General features: G+C 41.3%; 17 protein-coding genes. 15 read left to right on the forward strand and 2 right to left on the reverse strand.

What is annotated here, in order from left to right; genetic code table 11:
- The first annotated feature begins 49 nt into the window (after positions 1–49).
- Together AAZR19_RS02830 and AAZR19_RS02835 are read left to right on the forward strand one after the other, a co-directional pair.
- Entirely contained in the window at positions 50–829 is a 780-nt protein-coding gene (locus AAZR19_RS02830; RefSeq protein ID WP_041108887.1) for a patatin-like phospholipase family protein, read from the forward strand.
- Between the two features lie 4 nt (positions 830–833).
- Positions 834–1,862, forward strand: coding sequence for a SepM family pheromone-processing serine protease (locus AAZR19_RS02835; protein WP_041108889.1), 1,029 nt, complete (start codon positions 834–836; stop codon positions 1,860–1,862).
- A gap of 233 nt (positions 1,863–2,095) precedes the next feature.
- Here AAZR19_RS02835 and AAZR19_RS02840 read toward each other — a convergent pair whose 3' ends face one another.
- Entirely contained in the window at positions 2,096–3,343 is a 1,248-nt protein-coding gene (locus AAZR19_RS02840) for a nucleotidyltransferase (RefSeq protein ID WP_041109743.1), read from the reverse strand.
- Between the two features lie 206 nt (positions 3,344–3,549).
- Between AAZR19_RS02840 and AAZR19_RS02845 the strand changes: the two genes are divergently transcribed.
- From AAZR19_RS02845 to gerR, 3 genes are all read left to right on the forward strand, one after another.
- Positions 3,550–4,068 carry a YceD family protein gene (locus AAZR19_RS02845; protein WP_019743276.1) on the forward strand — a complete coding sequence of 173 codons (519 nt, stop codon included), beginning with the start codon at positions 3,550–3,552 and terminating at the stop codon, positions 4,066–4,068.
- Between the two features lie 21 nt (positions 4,069–4,089).
- Complete coding sequence (gene rpmF / locus AAZR19_RS02850; RefSeq protein ID WP_008354700.1) at positions 4,090–4,263, forward strand: 50S ribosomal protein L32; 174 nt, start codon at positions 4,090–4,092, stop codon at positions 4,261–4,263.
- A gap of 138 nt (positions 4,264–4,401) precedes the next feature.
- Positions 4,402–4,941, forward strand: a complete 540-nt coding sequence (gerR, locus tag AAZR19_RS02855; RefSeq protein WP_024424269.1) for a sporulation-specific transcriptional regulator GerR — start codon at positions 4,402–4,404, stop codon at positions 4,939–4,941.
- Between the two features lie 45 nt (positions 4,942–4,986).
- On the opposite strand, the gene AAZR19_RS02860 is transcribed toward gerR, so the two are convergent.
- Positions 4,987–5,466, reverse strand: a complete 480-nt coding sequence (locus AAZR19_RS02860; RefSeq protein WP_041108891.1) for an N-acetyltransferase — start codon at positions 5,464–5,466, stop codon at positions 4,987–4,989.
- Between the two features lie 210 nt (positions 5,467–5,676).
- Between AAZR19_RS02860 and AAZR19_RS02865 the strand changes: the two genes are divergently transcribed.
- From AAZR19_RS02865 to murD, 10 genes are all read left to right on the forward strand, one after another.
- Positions 5,677–6,576, forward strand: coding sequence for a 2-dehydropantoate 2-reductase (locus AAZR19_RS02865; protein ID WP_041108893.1), 900 nt, complete (start codon positions 5,677–5,679; stop codon positions 6,574–6,576).
- A 65-nt stretch (positions 6,577–6,641) separates the two neighbouring features.
- Positions 6,642–8,261, forward strand: coding sequence for a bacillithiol biosynthesis cysteine-adding enzyme BshC (bshC, locus tag AAZR19_RS02870; RefSeq protein WP_087975480.1), 1,620 nt, complete (start codon positions 6,642–6,644; stop codon positions 8,259–8,261).
- 128 nt (positions 8,262–8,389) lie between these two features.
- Positions 8,390–8,821 carry a division/cell wall cluster transcriptional repressor MraZ gene (gene mraZ / locus AAZR19_RS02875; protein ID WP_003211163.1) on the forward strand — a complete coding sequence of 144 codons (432 nt, stop codon included), beginning with the start codon at positions 8,390–8,392 and terminating at the stop codon, positions 8,819–8,821.
- A gap of 66 nt (positions 8,822–8,887) precedes the next feature.
- Positions 8,888–9,820, forward strand: a complete 933-nt coding sequence (gene rsmH, locus AAZR19_RS02880; protein WP_024426925.1) for a 16S rRNA (cytosine(1402)-N(4))-methyltransferase RsmH — start codon at positions 8,888–8,890, stop codon at positions 9,818–9,820.
- Positions 9,821–9,857: 37 nt separating this feature from the next.
- On the forward strand, positions 9,858–10,205 hold the full coding sequence (gene ftsL, locus AAZR19_RS02885) for a cell division protein FtsL (protein WP_024424265.1): 348 nt from the start codon (positions 9,858–9,860) through the stop codon (positions 10,203–10,205).
- A gap of 7 nt (positions 10,206–10,212) precedes the next feature.
- Complete coding sequence (locus tag AAZR19_RS02890) at positions 10,213–12,363, forward strand: penicillin-binding protein (RefSeq protein WP_218677188.1); 2,151 nt, start codon at positions 10,213–10,215, stop codon at positions 12,361–12,363.
- 128 nt (positions 12,364–12,491) lie between these two features.
- A complete protein-coding gene (locus AAZR19_RS02895) occupies positions 12,492–14,411 on the forward strand; it encodes a stage V sporulation protein D (protein WP_024424263.1) in 1,920 nt (639 codons plus the stop codon).
- A gap of 211 nt (positions 14,412–14,622) precedes the next feature.
- Positions 14,623–16,098 (forward strand): UDP-N-acetylmuramoyl-L-alanyl-D-glutamate--2,6-diaminopimelate ligase, encoded by a 1,476-nt coding sequence (locus AAZR19_RS02900; protein ID WP_024424262.1) that lies wholly within the window; start codon positions 14,623–14,625, stop codon positions 16,096–16,098.
- A 135-nt stretch (positions 16,099–16,233) separates the two neighbouring features.
- Positions 16,234–17,208, forward strand: coding sequence for a phospho-N-acetylmuramoyl-pentapeptide-transferase (mraY, locus tag AAZR19_RS02905; RefSeq protein WP_003211854.1), 975 nt, complete (start codon positions 16,234–16,236; stop codon positions 17,206–17,208).
- Between the two features lie 9 nt (positions 17,209–17,217).
- Positions 17,218–18,564: a UDP-N-acetylmuramoyl-L-alanine--D-glutamate ligase gene (murD, locus tag AAZR19_RS02910; RefSeq protein ID WP_076839835.1), complete on the forward strand. Its 1,347-nt coding sequence runs from the start codon at positions 17,218–17,220 to the stop codon at positions 18,562–18,564.
- Positions 18,565–18,598 lie beyond the last annotated feature (34 nt).

Below are 18,598 nucleotides of genomic sequence, written 5' to 3' on the forward strand. Positions count from 1 at the left end.
TAGACCTATAGATTCGTATATATGCATAGAAAGAGGAGGGTGGATTTTCATGAAGCGACCGATCATCGGGCTTGCACTAGGCTCCGGGGGTGCGAGGGGAATGGCGCATATCGGGGTTTTGTCTAGTCTTGAGAAGCAAGGGATACAGGTAGATATGATCGCTGGAAGCAGTATTGGCGCACTTGTTGGGAGCTTTTATGCGGCAGGACAAGACGTAGAAAAAATGAAAAAACTTGCACTTGTCTTCAGAAGAAAGTATTATGCTGACTATACACTGCCAAAAATCGGTCTTTTAAAAGGAAATCGTATTTTGCAGCTGATTCACACGTTTACATATGGGAAAACATTCGAAGAATTAAGAATGCCCCTTGCGGTGGTTGCCTGTGACCTCGAGACAGGGGAAAAGGTTGTGTTTAAAGAAGGGTCTGTCTCACAAGCAGTCAGAGCAAGCATTAGCATTCCAGGCGTGTTTGTTCCTCACGAAATGGGCGGCAGACAGCTAGTGGATGGAGCGGTTGTTGACCGCATTCCTGTGTCCGTTTTAAAAGAAATGGGCGCAGACCTTATTATCGCCTCTGATGTATCAAGGGTGAAAAAAACAGAAAAGGCGACGAGATTATCGGATGTGATTATGCAAAGTTTGGACATCCTTCAAAATGAATTGGTCCGTCATCAAACCATTCATGCAGATCTCATGATCCGGCCGAGGCTTGAAACATTTAGCTCTAGTTCGTTCACACAGGTTCAGGAGATGATTGAAGCTGGTGAGTTCGCCGCAGATCAACTAGCAGGTAAACTGAAAGATGTCATTGATAAATGGGAGTGTTAATCGAATGAAAAAATTGAATATTCGCTGGCTTAGCTTTTTTGTCATTGTTCTTGTCTTATTTGGCTTAACTTTTGTTAAACTGCCGTATTATGTGACAAAGCCGGGTGATGCAACAGAGATTGCCCCTCACATTCAAGTGGACGGTGGATACGGCGAGAAGGGCAGCTTCTCTCTTATGACGATAAAAGTAGGCCCAGCCAATCCGTATACGTATTTGCTTGCGAAAATGAATAAATATGACGAGATCGTCCCAGAAGAAAATATTAAAGCGGACGGAGAGTCGGATGAAGATTATATGAAAAGACAGCTTCAGTTGATGAAAAGCTCTCAAGAAAATGCCATGATTGCAGCGTATACAAAAGCAGGCAAAAAAGTAGATTATACATTTAATGGGGTATATGCGAGCTACGTCATGAAAGGCATGCCTGCTTACGGCAAAATTGAAGTGGGCGACCGGATTAAAAGCGTTGATGGCCAGACGTATGATTCTGCTGATAAAATGGTGTCGTATATCAGCCGTCAAAAAGCTGGTACATCTGTCCGTTTTGTCCTTGAACGAAACGGCAAGGATATCACGCAGAAAGTGAAGTTGAAGCCTTTTAAAGAAGAGCCGAATCGAGTTGGAATTGGTGTATCATTATTTACAGACCGAAATGTGAAAGTCTCGCCTTCCATTAAGGTCGATATTGAAAATATCGGCGGCCCGTCGGCAGGTTTAATGATGTCACTTGAAATTTATAACCAGCTGACAAAAGAAGACGAAACACATGGCTATGCGATTGCAGGGACTGGAACGATTGACGCTGATGGTACGGTCGGGCCAATTGGCGGAATAGATCAAAAGGTTGTTGCAGCAGATAAAGCAGGAAAAGATATCTTCTTTGCACCAAACGATAAAGGTGATCCAAATTCAGACTACAAAAATGCAGTGAAAACAGCGAAAGATATTAAAAGTAATATGAAAATCGTTCCTGTGGACACAATGCAGGACGCATTGAACTATTTAAACAAGTTAAAAGAGAAAGCATCTTAAGTGAAAAAAGAGCAGCCTTCATCAAAGGCTGCTCTCAGCGTGTAGACAAACCCTCGCATTCGGTGTCAGGTCTCTGCGCCGGTACTCACGAATGTCAAATTCGCTCCGTTCCGGTGCTCGCCCTTCCTAGACTTCAAAGGTTTTCTATCACGCTGAAAAGAAGACAAAGGGATAAAATAAAGATCATTTTAGCCCTTTGTCAACAATCAGAGAGCAGCCTTAGGCTGCTTTTTTTATCGAGATTGGAAGAGACCAGTCTCTTCATCATAGCGGATCGGTGAGGTTTTAAATTCTGCTTCTGTTAACTTTGTTTGCATTGGTTCGCTGATGGGAAGGCTGAAGACGCGGGAAGCGCGAATGTCAAGATCAAGGGCAGGATGTGAAAAGGAAGACAGCTTGCTGACAAGCGGTACGTCCAATTCCTTTTTTACAAGAGATAAGTATTGCTGACCTTTCTTTGACATGCCAAGTAAACGAATGTATGGTGCTTGTTTCTCCTTTAGCAGCTCATGCATGACCGTTTTCTTCACCCTCATTAAAAGGTGCGTATTCATCCGCTGCAGCCTTGTCCACGTATATCGTTTTGTTTTCACAAGTGATAGATATTCCTCGTAGGTGGACGCATGTGTGATCGCCTTTTGCATGCGGTGTTCGATGCCTTCTTCAATTTCATAGATGCCCTCTAGTTCTGCTGTATCCATTGTGTGAAACACATGTTTTAAGAAGCTGAAATAGTCTTCTTGCGTATGTAAAAGATCATAAGAAGAATAATAGTCATGTAATTGCTTAAGCGAGGCTTCCGGGAGATAAGAGGCGACAGTTTCAAATGACCCATTCTCTTTTAAGGCTTTTCGGATGCTTGTAGCGCTTGCGATTTTCTGATGTTTAGGAAGCTCTTGATCATGATAACCGGATGCAATTCTTTGAGAGGTAAAGGGCTCTATGTGAGGAGATCTCTCTAAGATGGCTTTGACATAATGGAAGCCTAAAATGTTATTAGGCCTAGACAGATCCAGTAAGTGTTTAGGATCAATGACCTCTTGAAACGCAGCGGCAGCGGCTGCCGGATAACTAAGGCCTTCTTTGACCTTTGCTTTTGTGAAAAGGTCAATTTCTTCTTTTTTCTCATGCCAAGCGTGAGCTGTTCGCTCAAATGCTTTGATGTCTCCGTCCTCACTTCCGAAAAAAAGGGAGCGGCATTTTAAAGCATCTAGAATAGACACAGCGCCATTTGCAAAGGTTTCTGCCTTTTGCACTGCATAGATGTATGGAAGCTCACATACGATGTCTACACCGTTTTGCAATGCCATTTTTGTACGTGCCCATTTAGAGACGATGGCAGGCTCTCCGCGCTGGAGGAAGGAACCGCTCATGACGGCAATGGCTACATCTGAGGAGGTATGTGTTTTTGCCTGGCGAACATGATAGGCATGTCCATAATGAAATGGATTGTACTCGACAACGACTCCTGTTGCTTTCAATAGATGTTCCGCCTTTCTTGCTATGGTTAAATGGTCTATGCTACAGTAGCATAAGGGAAAAATGAAGCCCATTTTTTTCAGTGTAGGCATTCCGTGAACTGATGTCAAACAACGCTCTGACATCACAAAGGACTGTAAAGAAAAAATATTGACAAATAGCATGATGAAAGCTATAATCATGTTTGTTGCTCTTAGAGGTGATACAATTGAAATGGACAGTTTATCAGTTACATCAAAAAGCTAAAAACAGCTTCGATTTTCATGAGACGGTTGACTTAAATGAACTTACTAGCCTTCATTCAGATATACGTCGCATTTCACCAGTAGAGGTGAAAGGGACTGGAGTGATCGAATCAAAGCAAGTCGCATTTGATTTAACCATCACAGGTGAAATGACATTGCCTTGTTCAAGAACGCTTGTTGATGTAAATTATCCATTTGCGATTTCAACGAAAGAACTATTTGTACTTCATAAGACAGACGATATAGAAGATGAAGACGTATCTGTTGTAGAAGACGATATCATCGACTTAACGCCTATAGTCAAGGAAGAAATTCTTCTTGAAGTGCCGATGCAAATCTTTTGCGACCAAACAGACGTAAAAGGTGCTGCACCACAGGAAGGGAATGACTGGGCGGTCATTTCGGAAGATGCACATCAAAACCGAATTGATCCGCGTCTGGAAGGCTTGAAGAAGCTCTTAGAAGAAAATAATGAATCTTAACTCTTTAAGGAGGTGGGAATAATGGCTGTACCTTTTAGAAGAACTTCTAAAATGAAAAAAAGATTGCGTCGTACGCATTTCAAACTACAAGTACCTGGTATGGTAGCTTGCCCAGAATGCGGTGAAATGAAAATTTCTCATCGTGTCTGCAAATCTTGCGGAACATACAAAGGCAAAGACGTAAAAAGCAACTAATGCTTGATAAAAAAGCGTAAGGGAATCTTCCCTTGCGTTTTTTTATTTGTCTATTTTTTAGGTTTCTCTCCTGCAAATAGTCTATCTACTCTAGTAAGCGCATATGATGTGGTATTCAGATTCAGGGGGGATGATCAATTGACGATTACAAGGCAGGACGCATGGACGCAAGATGAAGATTTACTTTTAGCAGAAGTCGTCTTAAGACACATTCGAGATGGAGGAACGCAGCTTTCCGCATTTGAAGAAGTCGGAAAAGCGTTGTCAAGAACGGCTGCAGCATGTGGATTCAGGTGGAATTCATACGTCAGAAAACAATATCAGGCAGGCATTGAGCTGGCGAAAAAACAGCGGAAAGAACTGCGTAAAAAGATTGGGATTCATTCCTCGGGTTTACCACAGAATACGTTAACGATAGAAGAAAAGGCAACTTCAGATCAGGCTGAATTGACCTTGCGAGAAGTGATTCAGTTCTTAGAGCAGCTTGAAAAAGAACCTGCTGGCTCTGCTGATTTACGCGAAGAACTAGCGGACACGCAGCATCAACTGAAGTCGCTCACGGAAGAAAATGAACACTTGAAGCGGCAATTAAAAATGACAGAAGAAGATTACCGGGCACTCATTGGGATTGTTGAAAGAGTCAAACAGAATATCAACTTAAAAGAATATGCTAAATAAGAAAGCGCCCCTCACAGAGAAAGGAGGGGCGTTTTGCCATCAGTATTAAGCGGATTCACCTGTATTTTTTTGGATATGGGCAGGTTCCCAGATGAGTGGATTTTCACCTTTATCGCGTTCCATATCATATTTGACCGCTTCAAAGCCCATTTTATCCCAAAAACCGGCAGATTTGACGCGTGGATTGGTTCGGATAGGTAATCCGAAAGATTTGGCGAAATCAACAAGTGCCTCGCCGTACCCTTTACGCTGATACCCAGGAAGCACTTCCAGCTTCCACAGCTCTAAATAATCATGATTGTGGTCAAAATACTTTGTCGTCGAGCCGTCCACTTGATAAAGGCTCATACGTGCGACCAGCTTATCTCCAAAATAAATCCCGTAAAATGGAGAATTGCTGTCATTTTCAATCATATTACTTTCAAGGTCTTCAAGCATGGATAGTTCTTGTATACCATATTCCTTAAATTGTTTAAATTCCTCTAAAGTTTTGTAATTGATTAGAAGTCGTTTTACTTGTGTCATATGATCTTCCCCCTTACACACATAATGTCGACAGTGATGTCATTGAAGGCGTTTTCATCCCATCCGCCTTAAAAAGTTTTTACACTTATTATTATAGTTTTTAAATTAAAAAAATTCAATCGCGGTGCGCTATCTGCTTTTTGCATCGCGGCTTGAAACTGTTAAAATGGTTGATATGATGAAGTAAACAGAAAAAGGGAAGTGCGGCAGTTGAACATTGGAATCATTGGCGGCGGTGCGATTGGTCTGCTTTGTGCCAGTTATTTATCACAGCATCATGACATCACTGTTTTGACAAGAAGAAAAGAACAAGCAGAGGAGATTCGAACATCAGGAATTAAGCGAACGGTAAAGGGAGAGACATTCCGGGCGTCTGTCAAGGCACGGGTAGGGATTACAGGAGTATTTGATCTGCTGATTGTGACGGTGAAATATCACCATCTGCAAGAGGTGCTTGATGACCTATCAACATTACCTCGTCAACGAATCTTATTTTTACAAAATGGCATGGCCCACTTATTAGATTTAGAAAACTGGGACACGTCGCATTCGATATATATAGGTGTCGTAGAGCACGGTGCCATGAAGGTATCAGACCATGCAGTGAACCATACAGGGATCGGTGTCATCAAGTGGGGGGCTTTTCATCCTGAGGATACAGCTGATGTGAGAAATGCTTTGAATGAAACGCCGCCCCAATTTCAGATGATTTATACGGATGAATGGAAAAAAGTGCTGGAGGAAAAACTGCTGGTCAATGTCTGTATTAACCCGCTCACGGCTTTATTGCATGTGAAAAATGGGGAATTGATCGCAAATCCTGCATATGAATACATGATGAAATGTGCATTTGAAGAAGCATTGTCCATTTTAGGTCTGGCTGAAAAAGAGCGACTCTGGTCACACGTCGTTTCCATTTGTAAAAAAACGGCTGCCAATCAATCGTCAATGCTTCAAGATATCGTCAAAGGCCGTGAAACCGAAAGAAAAGCCATCGTTGGCTATCTTTTAAAAAAGGCTCAAGCTCAAGAGATTACGGCGCCACATCTTACTTTCTTTAATCGAAGCTTGGAAGTATTGGAAAAAAAGCAAACAAAATCTTTTGAGTGAGCTCATTTACATGCTATACTTTTTTCGGGAAACTAACTATTTATTGAAGAAAGGAAGTTCTAAACATGCAATTGACTGAACTTTCCATCCGAAGTCAGAATTTATTCATACGTGATTATATAGAAGAAAAAAAAGAGATGACTGCTTTTTTTGATTATGATATACATTCTGAGCACACATGGAAAAAAAGATACGACGATCTCATGGAAATGAGCTTCCCGCGCGAGGCTTTAGCGGATTATATGAGTGCATACCACGCAAAGTTTGAATCGGCAGCGATGCGTCAGAACATTGAAAAGATCCGTGATGAACGGAGTGTCATGGTGGTTGGAGGACAGCAGGCAGGCCTACTGGCAGGACCGCTTTATACCATACATAAAATCATATCCATTATTCAGTTCGCAAAAGAAAAAGAATCAGCGCTTGGCGTTCCTGTGATTCCAGTCTTTTGGGTAGCAGGTGAGGATCATGACGTAGATGAAATTAATTTTGTCTACACATCCGGCGAAAAAGGTCCAGTTAAGCAAAAGCTGCCATTACATAACGTCAAAAAAACTGCTGCCAAAAGAACACCTCTGCATCAAGAAAAAACAGAGAAATGGCTCCGCGATGTGTTTTCAACGTATGAGGAATCTGCATATACAAATGACTTGCTTGATCAGCTTCTTCGATGTTTACGCAAATCACAAACATTTACGGATTTCTTTGAATGGATTGTATGCGACCTTTTTGAAGAAGATGGACTGCTTCTATTTAATTCAGGAGACTTAGGTGTCAAACCACTTGAGCGTACGTTATTCAAGCATATTGTCGAGACAAATGATGCGGTCACAGCTCGTTTGAATGAAACGCAGGCTGCCATGAAACGAGCGGGATATCAGCCGATCATTGAAGCTGGCGACAATCAGGCGAACCTGTTTTACGAATATGATGAAGAGCGTTTCCTTATTGAAAAAGCAAACGGCCAGTTTTCTATATCAGAAGTGGGGCTTACGTGGACAAAAGAAGAGCTTTTGCAGGAAATTGAGGAGCACCCAGAACGGTTCAGCAACAATGTGGTGACGCGTCCCTTAATGCAGGAAACCCTTCTCCCAACACTTGCTTTTATGGCAGGACACGGTGAAGTCAATTATTGGGGAGAACTGAAAGGAATCTTTGAGCATTTTGAATTAAAGATGGCACCCGTTCTTCCAAGACTGCACGTGACCATTCTTGAAAGGCACATCGATAAGAAGCTGCCGGTCAGAGAGCTGTCGGTAGAAGAAGTGCTCACAAACGGAGTAAAAGAAAAGAAGGAGGCTCACTTTGAGCAAAGCCTTCCAGACAGTTTTGTTCAAGCCGTTGATCAGGCGAAACGTGAATTAGCGAATGTTCATGGTGTATTGAGGCAAGAAGCACTGAAGGTTGAACCAAACTTCGAGCAGCTGCTAGATAAAAATGCCAAATTTATCGAAGACCAGCTTCAATTTGTTTATCAAAAGGTGGCGCAGCGTGTGGAAGAGAAGGAAGAATATATCCTTCGAGATTTTGAACGGATTGAAAACAGCTTAAAACCATTAGATGCCCCGCAAGAAAGAATTTGGAATATCATGTACTTTTTAAACAAATATGGTCCAGAATTCTTCAAAACGTTCAAAAATCTGCCATTTTCATTTCAAAACAAGCAGCAAATTGTCAAACTTTGAAATAAAGTTTTAATGAACCCTGACTAGTTCAGGGTTTTTTTTTATGTAGAAACAGTGTAAAATAAGTTTTGTGGAGAGAAGTGGTGGATAGTGGAGAGTAAGGGTGAGAAAGTGGGGCTCTGATTATCATGTTCATGGGTGAATACCAACATACGATTGATACAAAAGGGCGCATGATCATCCCTGCTAAATTTAGAGACGGTCTCGGAGAACAGTTTGTGCTGACGAGAGGGCTTGATCAATGTTTATTTGGCTACCCTATGAGTGAGTGGAAACTAATCGAAGAGAAACTCAAAGCACTGCCCCTAACGAAAAAAGATGCACGTGCGTTTACCCGGTTCTTCTTCTCTGGCGCAGTCGAATGCGATCTGGACAAGCAGGGGCGCATTAACATCGCATCAAACCTACTCCAATATGCAAAACTCGAAAAAGAATGTGTGGTCATCGGCGTTTCAAATCGAATTGAGTTGTGGAGTAAGTCGATCTGGGAACAATATACAGAAGAGCAAGAAGATTCTTTTGCTGAAATTGCTGAAAACATGATTGGATTTGATATATAATAATCCCTTGTGCAGCAAGCTTTCTACACATTCATTTCTATTTGAAAAAGGTGGGACCATAACATCATGTTCCAACATGAGACAGTATTATTAAAAGAAACAGTTGACGGTTTAAACGTCAAAGAAGACGGTACATATGTAGACTGCACGCTGGGCGGAGCAGGTCATAGCTCATATTTACTATCTCAACTATCAGAAAAAGGTACATTGATTGGATTTGACCAAGACGATGCTGCACTGGATCATGCACGAGAGAAGCTCGCGGATTCTAAAGCGAACATTCTTTTCATAAAGAGCAACTTCCGATATTTAAAAGAACGTCTGAATGAACAAGGCATTACAAGCGTAGACGGTGTGATTTTTGACCTTGGGGTTTCATCTCCTCAGCTCGACACACCAGAGAGAGGCTTTAGTTATCACCATGATGCACCTCTTGACATGCGAATGGATCAAACAGCCGCATTGTCGGCAAAACAAGTGGTGAATGAATGGCCATTTGAAGATCTAGTTCGGATTTTCTACAAATATGGGGAAGAAAAATTCAGCAAGCAAATCGCACGCAAAATTGAAGAAGCTAGAAAAAAAGCACCAATTGAAACTACAGGTGAGCTTGTCGACATTATCAAAGAAGGAATTCCCGCACCTGCAAGACGAACTGGCGGACATCCAGCAAAAAGAGTGTTTCAAGCGATCCGAATTGCCGTAAATGATGAATTGAAAGTTTTTGAAGAAGCACTAGAACAAGCAATAGAGTTACTCAATCCGAAGGGGAGAATTTCTGTCATTACATTCCATTCACTTGAAGACCGGATTTGTAAAAGTACATTTAAAGAAATGTCTTCTCTTCCAGAACTTCCGCACGGACTACCAGTGATTCCAGAAGGACTTGAACCAAAGCTGAAGCTGATCACGAGAAAACCAATCGTTGCATCAGAACAAGAGCTGGAACATAACAACCGTGCCCGTTCAGCGAAGCTCCGAATTGCAGAAAAAAAGTAAAACGACACCATAGATGATGATAAAAAGGAGGTTTCTTATGAGTAATTTGGCTTACCAAAGAGAAGTAAAACAATATCAAACAGAGCAGCAAGGCCAATCGGTTGTTATTAAAAGAAGAGGTTCTATCACACTTGGTGAAAAAATCTTACTTGTCATGTTTGTCATGGCTCTTATGTGCAGCTCCATTCTCATCATTTCTAAAGCCTTTGCTGTCTATCACGCTAATATTGAAGTCCAGAAATTAGAACAGCAAGTATCTTTAGAATCGAAGAAGATCACTGAGCTTCAAAAAGAAAAAGACTTGCTGAGTGAACCCGAGAGAGTCATTGATACTGCGAAAAAAGCAGGCTTAAGCATTTCGAAAGATGTTAAGAAGGTCGATTAAGATGGCGATGCCTAAAAAGAATAAAATGATGAACAGAGGCGCGGCAATTGCGAGTATTTGCTTCGCCCTGTTTTTCTTTATCATCCTTGCACGTTTTATCTATATTCAGATTACAGGAACAGTCGATGGCCAAGTATTAGCCGTAAAGGCAAATGAACAATATCAATCGAAGAAAACACTTGAAGCCAAAAGAGGGTCTATTTTAGACCGAAATGGGAATGTGATTGCAGAGGATACGTCTGTCTATAAGCTCATTGCGATCATGAGCAAGAAAATGACGGTTGATCCCAAGCACCCAATGCATGTCGTCGACAAAGAAAAGACAGCAAAAGAGCTGTCGAAAGTCATTGATATGAGTGAAAGCGAAATTTTAAAGCGTCTGAATACTAAAGGTGCGTTCCAAGTTGAGTTTGGTAAAGCTGGAAAAGACATCAGTTTTTCAACAAAAGAAAAAATTGAAAAGCTAAAGCTTCCAGGGATCGCATTTGAAAAAGACACGAAGCGATATTATCCAAACGGCATGTTTGCGTCGAATCTGATCGGTTATGCAAGATTAGATGAGGCAACGAAGGACATGTCAGGCGCGATGGGACTTGAGAAGGCGCTGAACAAATTTTTAAAAGAAAAAGACGGCTATGTGACATATAACAGTGACAGAAGCGGATGGGCTCTTCCGAATAGTAAAGAAGACATTGTCGCTCCGAAGGATGGAAAAAATGTCACGCTGACCATCGATCAAAAAATCCAAGCGTTCCTTGAAGAAAGTATGACGCAGGTTGCCAAAAAATATAAACCGAAGAAAATCATTGCCACAGTCGTTGACCCAAAAACGGGAAAGGTGCTCGCGATGGGACAGCGGCCAAGCTTTAATTTAAATGAATTAGACATTACGAATTATAACAATGATGTCATTTCATATGCGTTTGAACCAGGTTCAACGATGAAAATCTTCACACTTGCTGCAGCAATCCAAGAAGGGGTCTACCAAGGCAATGACAAATATCAATCTGGTACTTATAAAGTAGGAGGCGGCCTTGTAAGAGACCACAACAATGGAAATGGCTGGGGAAAAATTGACTTTCATGAAGGGGTTCTCCGTTCGTCTAACGTAGCTTTTGCAAAGCTGGCAAAAGAAAAATTAGGCTTCACGCGCTACGAACAATATTTGCAGAAGTTCCATTTCTATGACAAAACAGGTATTGACTTACCGAACGAAGCGTCTAGTAAAATCAATTACAGATACGAATATGACAAAGCATCGACGGCTTACGGTCAAGCGTCTGCCATTACACCGATTCAACAAATCGAAGCAGCGACAGCGATAGCAAACGGCGGAACGATGATGAAGCCATATGTCATTGATCATATTACAGACCCAAACACAAACAAAACAATTTTACAGCACGAACCAACAGTAGCTGGAAAACCAATTTCCTCTGATACAGCAAAGCAAGTCCGTGACATTTTAGGTGAGGTGGTTTCCTCGAAGATTGGAACAGGTCAGCCTTACCAAATCAAAGGATTTGACGTTGCTGGGAAAACAGGAACAGGACAAATTGGCGGTGCCGGCGGTTATCTCAAAGGAAGAAACGATTACGTCTTTTCATTTATGGGAATGGCGCCAAAAGATGATCCGAAGCTACTCGTTTATGTAGCTGTACAGCAGCCGCAGCTGTCTGACACAGAAACTGGCTCTGCCCCAGTTGCACAAATCTTTAACCCAGTGATGAAAAATAGTCTGCTATATTTAAATATTGCACCAACCAAAACAGACGATAAAAAATCAGGCGAACAAAAAGTGAAGCAAGAAACAATGCCTTCATTCTTAGATTTAGAAGTGAAGCAGGCGGAAACAGAAGCCAAAAACAAAAACTTAACGCCTGTTGTCATCGGTGACGGCCTCTCCATTAAACGACAGTGGCCAAGTGCAGGCTCTGAATTCTCTGAAAGCCAGAAAGTTTTCTTGAAAACAGCAGGAAAAACGATAAAAATGCCTGATATGACAGGCTGGTCGAGACGGGAAGTCCTTCAATATGCATCCATTTCCGGTGTGCATATCGAAACAAAAGGACAAGGATATGCTGTCAAACAAAGTGTGAAAAGTGGAGCGGAGATTTCAGATAAAGTCGTCACTGTGACATTTAAAAGCCCGAATTAACTGTAAAACCTAGCAAACCACTTGCTAGGTTTTTTCTTTTGCCGAGCGGGATAGACGAGACGTTCTACATAAGGACGGGCCTGCATATGATGGAAACAAGCCATATGTATGTAAGGAGTGAACCGGGCGTGCGAGTATCAAGTGTAACAGTGAGAAAACGATTGCTTTTCGTGCTGCTGTTTGGGGTGATCATTTTTTTCATCATAGATACTAGATTAGGATATGTACAGTTTATTATGGGCGAGAAGCTCACAAGCTTAGCAAAAGATTCATGGAGCCGGAACCTCCCGTTCGAACCAGAAAGGGGAGATATTTTGGACCGAAATGGGGTAGAGCTTGCGACGAACAAAAGTGCCCCATCTATATTGGTCGTCCCGCGGCAAATTAAAGATCCGGCAGAAACAAGCAAGAAACTGGCGGCAGTACTGAATATGTCTGAAGAGAAAGCGTACAAGCACGTCACAAAGAAAACATCCATCGAACGAATTTCTCCAGAAGGCAGAAAAGTATCTCATGAAAAAGCAAAAGAAGTCAGAGAGCTTGATTTAGATGGCGTTTATGTTGCGGAAGACAGCATCAGACACTATCCGTTTGGCAGTTTTCTTTCTCATGTGCTGGGCTTCGCTGGAATTGATAATCAAGGGTTACTTGGACTGGAAGCCTATTATGACGATGACCTAAAAGGTGAAAAAGGCTCTGTCAAGTTCTATTCCGATGCAAAAGGGCAGAAAATGCCAGATGAAGCAGATGATTATACACCGCCTAAAGATGGTCTTGATATGAAGTTAACTGTCGATGCGAAGGTGCAAACCATTATAGAACGGGAATTAGACAATGCGCAGGCAAAATATAACCCAGATGGGATGATTGCAATTGCGATGAACCCGAAGAACGGTGAAGTGCTTGGGATGTCGAGCAGACCGGATTTTGATCCAGCGGATTATCAATCAGTTGACTCGAAGGTGTTTAACCGAAATCTACCGGTGTGGAGCACATATGAGCCAGGTTCGACGTTTAAAATTATTACGCTTGCAGCAGCACTAGAAGAGAAAAAAGTCAATTTAAAACGCGATCATTTTTTTGACAGCGGTTCTGTGACAGTTGATGGTGCAAGACTTAGGTGCTGGAAAAAAGGCGGCCACGGATCACAGTCATTTTTAGAAGTGGTTCAAAACTCCTGTAACCCCGGTTTTGTTGAACTAGGCGATCGTCTAGGAAAGGATAAATTATTTTCCTATATTAAAAATTTCGGATTTGGCCAAAAAACAGGAATCGATCTTCAGGGGGAAGGGCGAGGCATTTTGTTCCCGCTGGACCGGGTTGGCCCTGTAGAGCAGGCGACAACTGCCTTTGGTCAAGGTGTATCTGTTACGCCGATACAGCAAGTAGCTGCCGTAGCAGCTGCGGTAAATGGCGGAACACTTTACACGCCGTACATTGCAAAAGAATGGATAGATCCAATCACAAAAGAGGTAGTGAAAAAGCAATCGCCGATTGCCAAAAAGAAAGTGATTTCAGCAGAAACATCCAAAGAAATCAGATATGCGCTTGAAAGTGTAGTCGCTCAAGGAACTGGCCGAAATGCATTTGTTGAAGGATATCGAGTTGGCGGAAAAACAGGGACAGCCCAGAAGGTAAAAGACGGCAAGTACATGGAAAATAACCACATTGTGTCGTTTATCGGGTTTGCGCCTGCTGATGATCCGAGTATCGTTGTATATGTGGCTGTAGATAACCCGAAAGGCACTATTCAATTTGGCGGGACAGTTGCTGCACCAATTGTGGGTCATATTATGCGGGACAGCCTGCCTGAGATGGGTGTGAAAAAAAGAAAAGGACAAATTGAAAAGAAGTACCAGTGGCTGGACACAAAAACCATTGAAGTACCGAATCTTGTAGGGGGATCTGTTTCAGACCTTGAATCACTCTTGATTAACCTTAAGATCGATGCTTCTGGAACTGGCAGTAAAGTGGTGAAGCAATCGCCTGCTGCTGGGACAAAAGTCAAAGAAGGCTCCACCATCAGATTATACTTAAACGATGAATAATAAAGAATGAACAGAGGGTAGCCGCACTCATTCGGCTACCTCTTTTTGTTGAAAGAGAAGGCCTGTTTGAAAAAAAGAGCCTAAAGTGTGTTTTTTCCAAGAGAAACTTAAGGAATACGCTGGATGTATCCTTTTTTTTACGATAAAATATAGACTGTGTGTTTTTTTCACAAGACATGCACGTGAACGAATTTGAGAGGTTTGATATGAAATGAAATTACAAGAACTCCTTACATACTTTAAAAGTGAAAACAACGAATTAATAAACGAAAATCCTGATATCACTTCCATTGAAATGGATTCAAGAGAGGTGAAAAAAGGAAGCCTTTTTGTCTGTATAAAAGGCTATACAGTAGATGGACACGATTATGCTGAAAAAGCGGTGAAAAGCGGGGCTGCAGCGATTGTAGCAGAACACCCTCTTAACATATCAGATGTACCAGTCATTATTGTAAAACACTCTCAAAGAGCTCTTGCAAGAATAGCTGATGCGTTTTACGAGCAGCCAACTCATAAGCTGAATCTCATCGGGATCACAGGAACGAACGGAAAAACTTCGACAACACACATGATTGAACAAATGATGAGAAAAGCTGAAAAGAAAACAGGCTTAATCGGTACGATGTATATGAAGGTGAATGATGACATTCTCGATGTGAAAAACACCACACCTGAAAGTGTCACACTTCAGAAAACCTTTAAACAGATGCTTGACCAAGATGTAGACACAGCCATTATGGAAGTATCATCACATGCACTGCATCTTGGCAGGGTACATGGATGTGATTATGATATTGCCGTTTTCACAAACCTTTCGCAGGACCATCTTGATTACCACAACACAATGGAAGAATATAAACATGCGAAAAGCTTGCTATTCTCACAGCTTGGCAGTGCCTTTCATCACGATAAGCCGAAGCATGCGATTTTAAATGCAGATGATGACGCTTCGAGTTATTATGAAAAAGTGACAGCTGCTGAAGTCATGACATATGGCTTAGAGCAAAAAGCAGATGTGATGGCAAAGAATATTCAAATCAAACCGAAGGGAACTCAATTTGATTTGATCACTCCAATTGGCACAAAAAATGTGACAGTTGCCCTCATCGGTAAGTTTAATGTGTACAACATCCTAGCAGCTGTATCAGTAGGGATCGTATCTGGCTTAACATTTGAAACGATTGTAAGTGCTATTGAAGAGCTGGAGGGAGTCAAAGGCCGATTTGAACTTGTGAACTGTGATCAAGATTTCCCTGTTATCGTCGATTACGCCCATACACCTGACAGCTTAGAAAATGTCCTGACAACGTGTAGAGAATTAACAGAAGGCAAAATTTTCTGTGTGATAGGCTGCGGCGGCGACCGTGATAAAACAAAGCGTCCTCAAATGGCCCAAATCGCTGTGAAGTATGCAGATGAACCTGTATTTACATCAGACAACCCAAGAAGCGAAGATCCTTCAGCTATTTTAAAGGATATGGAAAATGGGGTGCCAGACGCATATTATCATAGTTTTGTGAATCGCAAACAAGCCATCTTTTTTGCAATTGCCAATGCGAAAAAAGGCGATACAGTCTTAATAGCGGGTAAAGGTCATGAGACTTATCAAATCGTTGGCGATCAAGTTTACGATTTTGATGATGCAAAGGTTGCTATGGACGCTATTTTAGATCTAAACAAATCTTAAAATGATGAAAAGAGTGTAATGAAATGAAGCATTTTGTACAAAAACAACATACGAAGAACGCGAATGAATACCTTAATAATGAATGTAATTTTCTGATGGAAAACGGTTTTGGAAATTCGGAAGGAGTAAAGAACGATGCTTGAACAGGTGATATTGTTTACAATCATAATGGGATTTTTAATCAGTGTTCTTTTATCCCCGATTTTTATTCCGTTTTTAAGAAGGCTTAAATTTGGTCAAAGTATTAGAGAAGAAGGACCACAGTCTCACCAAAAGAAATCAGGTACTCCGACAATGGGCGGAATTATGATTATCTTTTCTATTACCATTACAACGATTGTGATGATCAACAAATTTTCTGAGATTAGTCCAGAAATGTTTTTATTGTTATTTGTCACGCTTGGCTACGGTCTATTAGGATTTTTAGATGATTATATTAAAGTAGCGATGAAACGAAACCTAGGTTTAACATCGAAACAGAAATTAATTGGTCAAATTGTGATCGCAGTGATTTTTTATGCAGTCTTCCATTATTATCAGTTTGCAACGACGATTCGCATTCCAGGAACAGATGTGAGCTTCGATTTAGGATGGGCTTACTTTATCCTTGTCGTTTTCATGCTTGTCGGAGGTTCTAATGCCGTGAACTTAACGGATGGACTGGATGGTCTATTATCTGGAACCGCGGCTATTGCCTTTGGAGCCTTTGCTATACTGGCTTGGAATCAATCACAGTACGATGTAGCGATCTTTTCAGTAGCTGTTGCTGGAGCCGTTCTTGGGTTTCTTGTGTTTAACGCGCATCCTGCAAAAGTATTTATGGGTGATACAGGGTCGCTTGCTTTAGGCGGAGCGATTGTAGCAATTGCGATTTTAACAAAGCTTGAAATTTTACTTGTCATTATTGGAGGAGTATTTGTTGTCGAAACGTTATCCGTTATTCTTCAAGTGATCTCCTTTAAAACAACTGGAAAAAGAATCTTTAAGATGAGTCCGCTTCACCACCACTATGAGTTAGTTGGCTGGTCTGAGTGGAGAGTAGTTGTCACCTTCTGGACAGCTGGTTTATTACTTGCTGTTTTAGGAATTTACATCGAGGTGTGGTTATAATTGAATAAGATGCAAATGTTAAAAAACGAACATGTACTAGTATTAGGTCTTGCAAAAAGCGGATATGCGGCAGCTTCAATTCTTCATGAGCATGGCGTAAATGTTACAGTAAATGATCAAAAGCCGTTTGAAGAAAATGAACCTGCTCAGCTTCTATCCGAAAAGGGGATTGATGTCATTTGTGGCAGTCATCCTCTTCGAATATTCGATGATAAAGAAATTACAATTTTAATTAAAAATCCGGGAATTCCATATGAAAATGTGATGGTTCAAGAAGCGCTTCGCCGCCAAATTCCAGTTTGGACGGAAATAGAATTAGCTTATCATTTAACCTCAGCTCCTTTTATTGGGATTACTGGATCAAATGGAAAAACCACTACCACGACTTTGATTTATGACATGCTGAAACAAGACAGTCAAAAAACTTTAGTGGCAGGTAATATTGGCACAGTTGCCAGCGAAGTCGCTGCAAAGGCAGCTGGCGATGAGTGGATCGTAACTGAACTCTCTTCTTTTCAGTTAATGGGAACAGTTGATTTCAGACCTAAAATCAGCTTAATATTAAATATTTTTGATGCACATTTAGACTATCACCACACTCGTGATGAATATGAAAAAGCAAAGCAGAAAGTATACGCACATCAACTTGAAGATGACATAGCTGTTATTAACCTCGATGATCCATCAGTCGTAAAACTGGCTGAAGCTTCAAAAGCAAAAAAAGTGTTTTTCTCGGTGAAAGAGCAAGTAGAACATGGTGCATACATTAAAAATGGTGCGATCTACTACATGAATGAACATATTATCGATTTAAAGGATGTTGTTCTTCCTGGTGAGCATAATCAAGAAAATATTTTGGCAGCTATTTGTGTGGTGAAAAATGCAGGCTGTTCAAATGAAGCAATCGCACACGTTCTCACGACATTTAGTGGAGTGAAGCATCGTCTGCAGTTTGTAGATACAATTCAAAGCAGAAAATTCTATAACGATAGTAAAGCCACCAATATACTAGCAACAAGTAAAGCATTGTCAGCTTTTAATCAGCCGACCATTTTACTAGCTGGCGGGCTTGACCGCGGCAATGAATTTGATGAATTGAAACCTTTTATGAAAAATGTAAAAGGAATTATCACATTTGGTGAGACGGCACCTAAGTTTGTGAAGCTTGGTGAAGAACTGGGAATACATCACGTAAAACATGTCGATAATGTTGAACAAGCAGTACCTGCGGCGTTTAACATTTCTGAAGAAGAAGACGTGATTTTATTATCCCCGGCTTGTGCAAGCTGGGATCAACATAAAACATTTGAAGAACGTGGAGACATGTTTGTAAACGCCGTGCATATGCTTAAATAAGGGCTTGTCTCTCGTATGACTGACAGCCCAAATG

The organism is Bacillus sp. Je.9.29.b, assembly GCF_051129925.1.
Taxonomy (GTDB): Bacteria; Bacillota; Bacilli; order Bacillales; family Bacillaceae; genus Bacillus; species Bacillus safensis.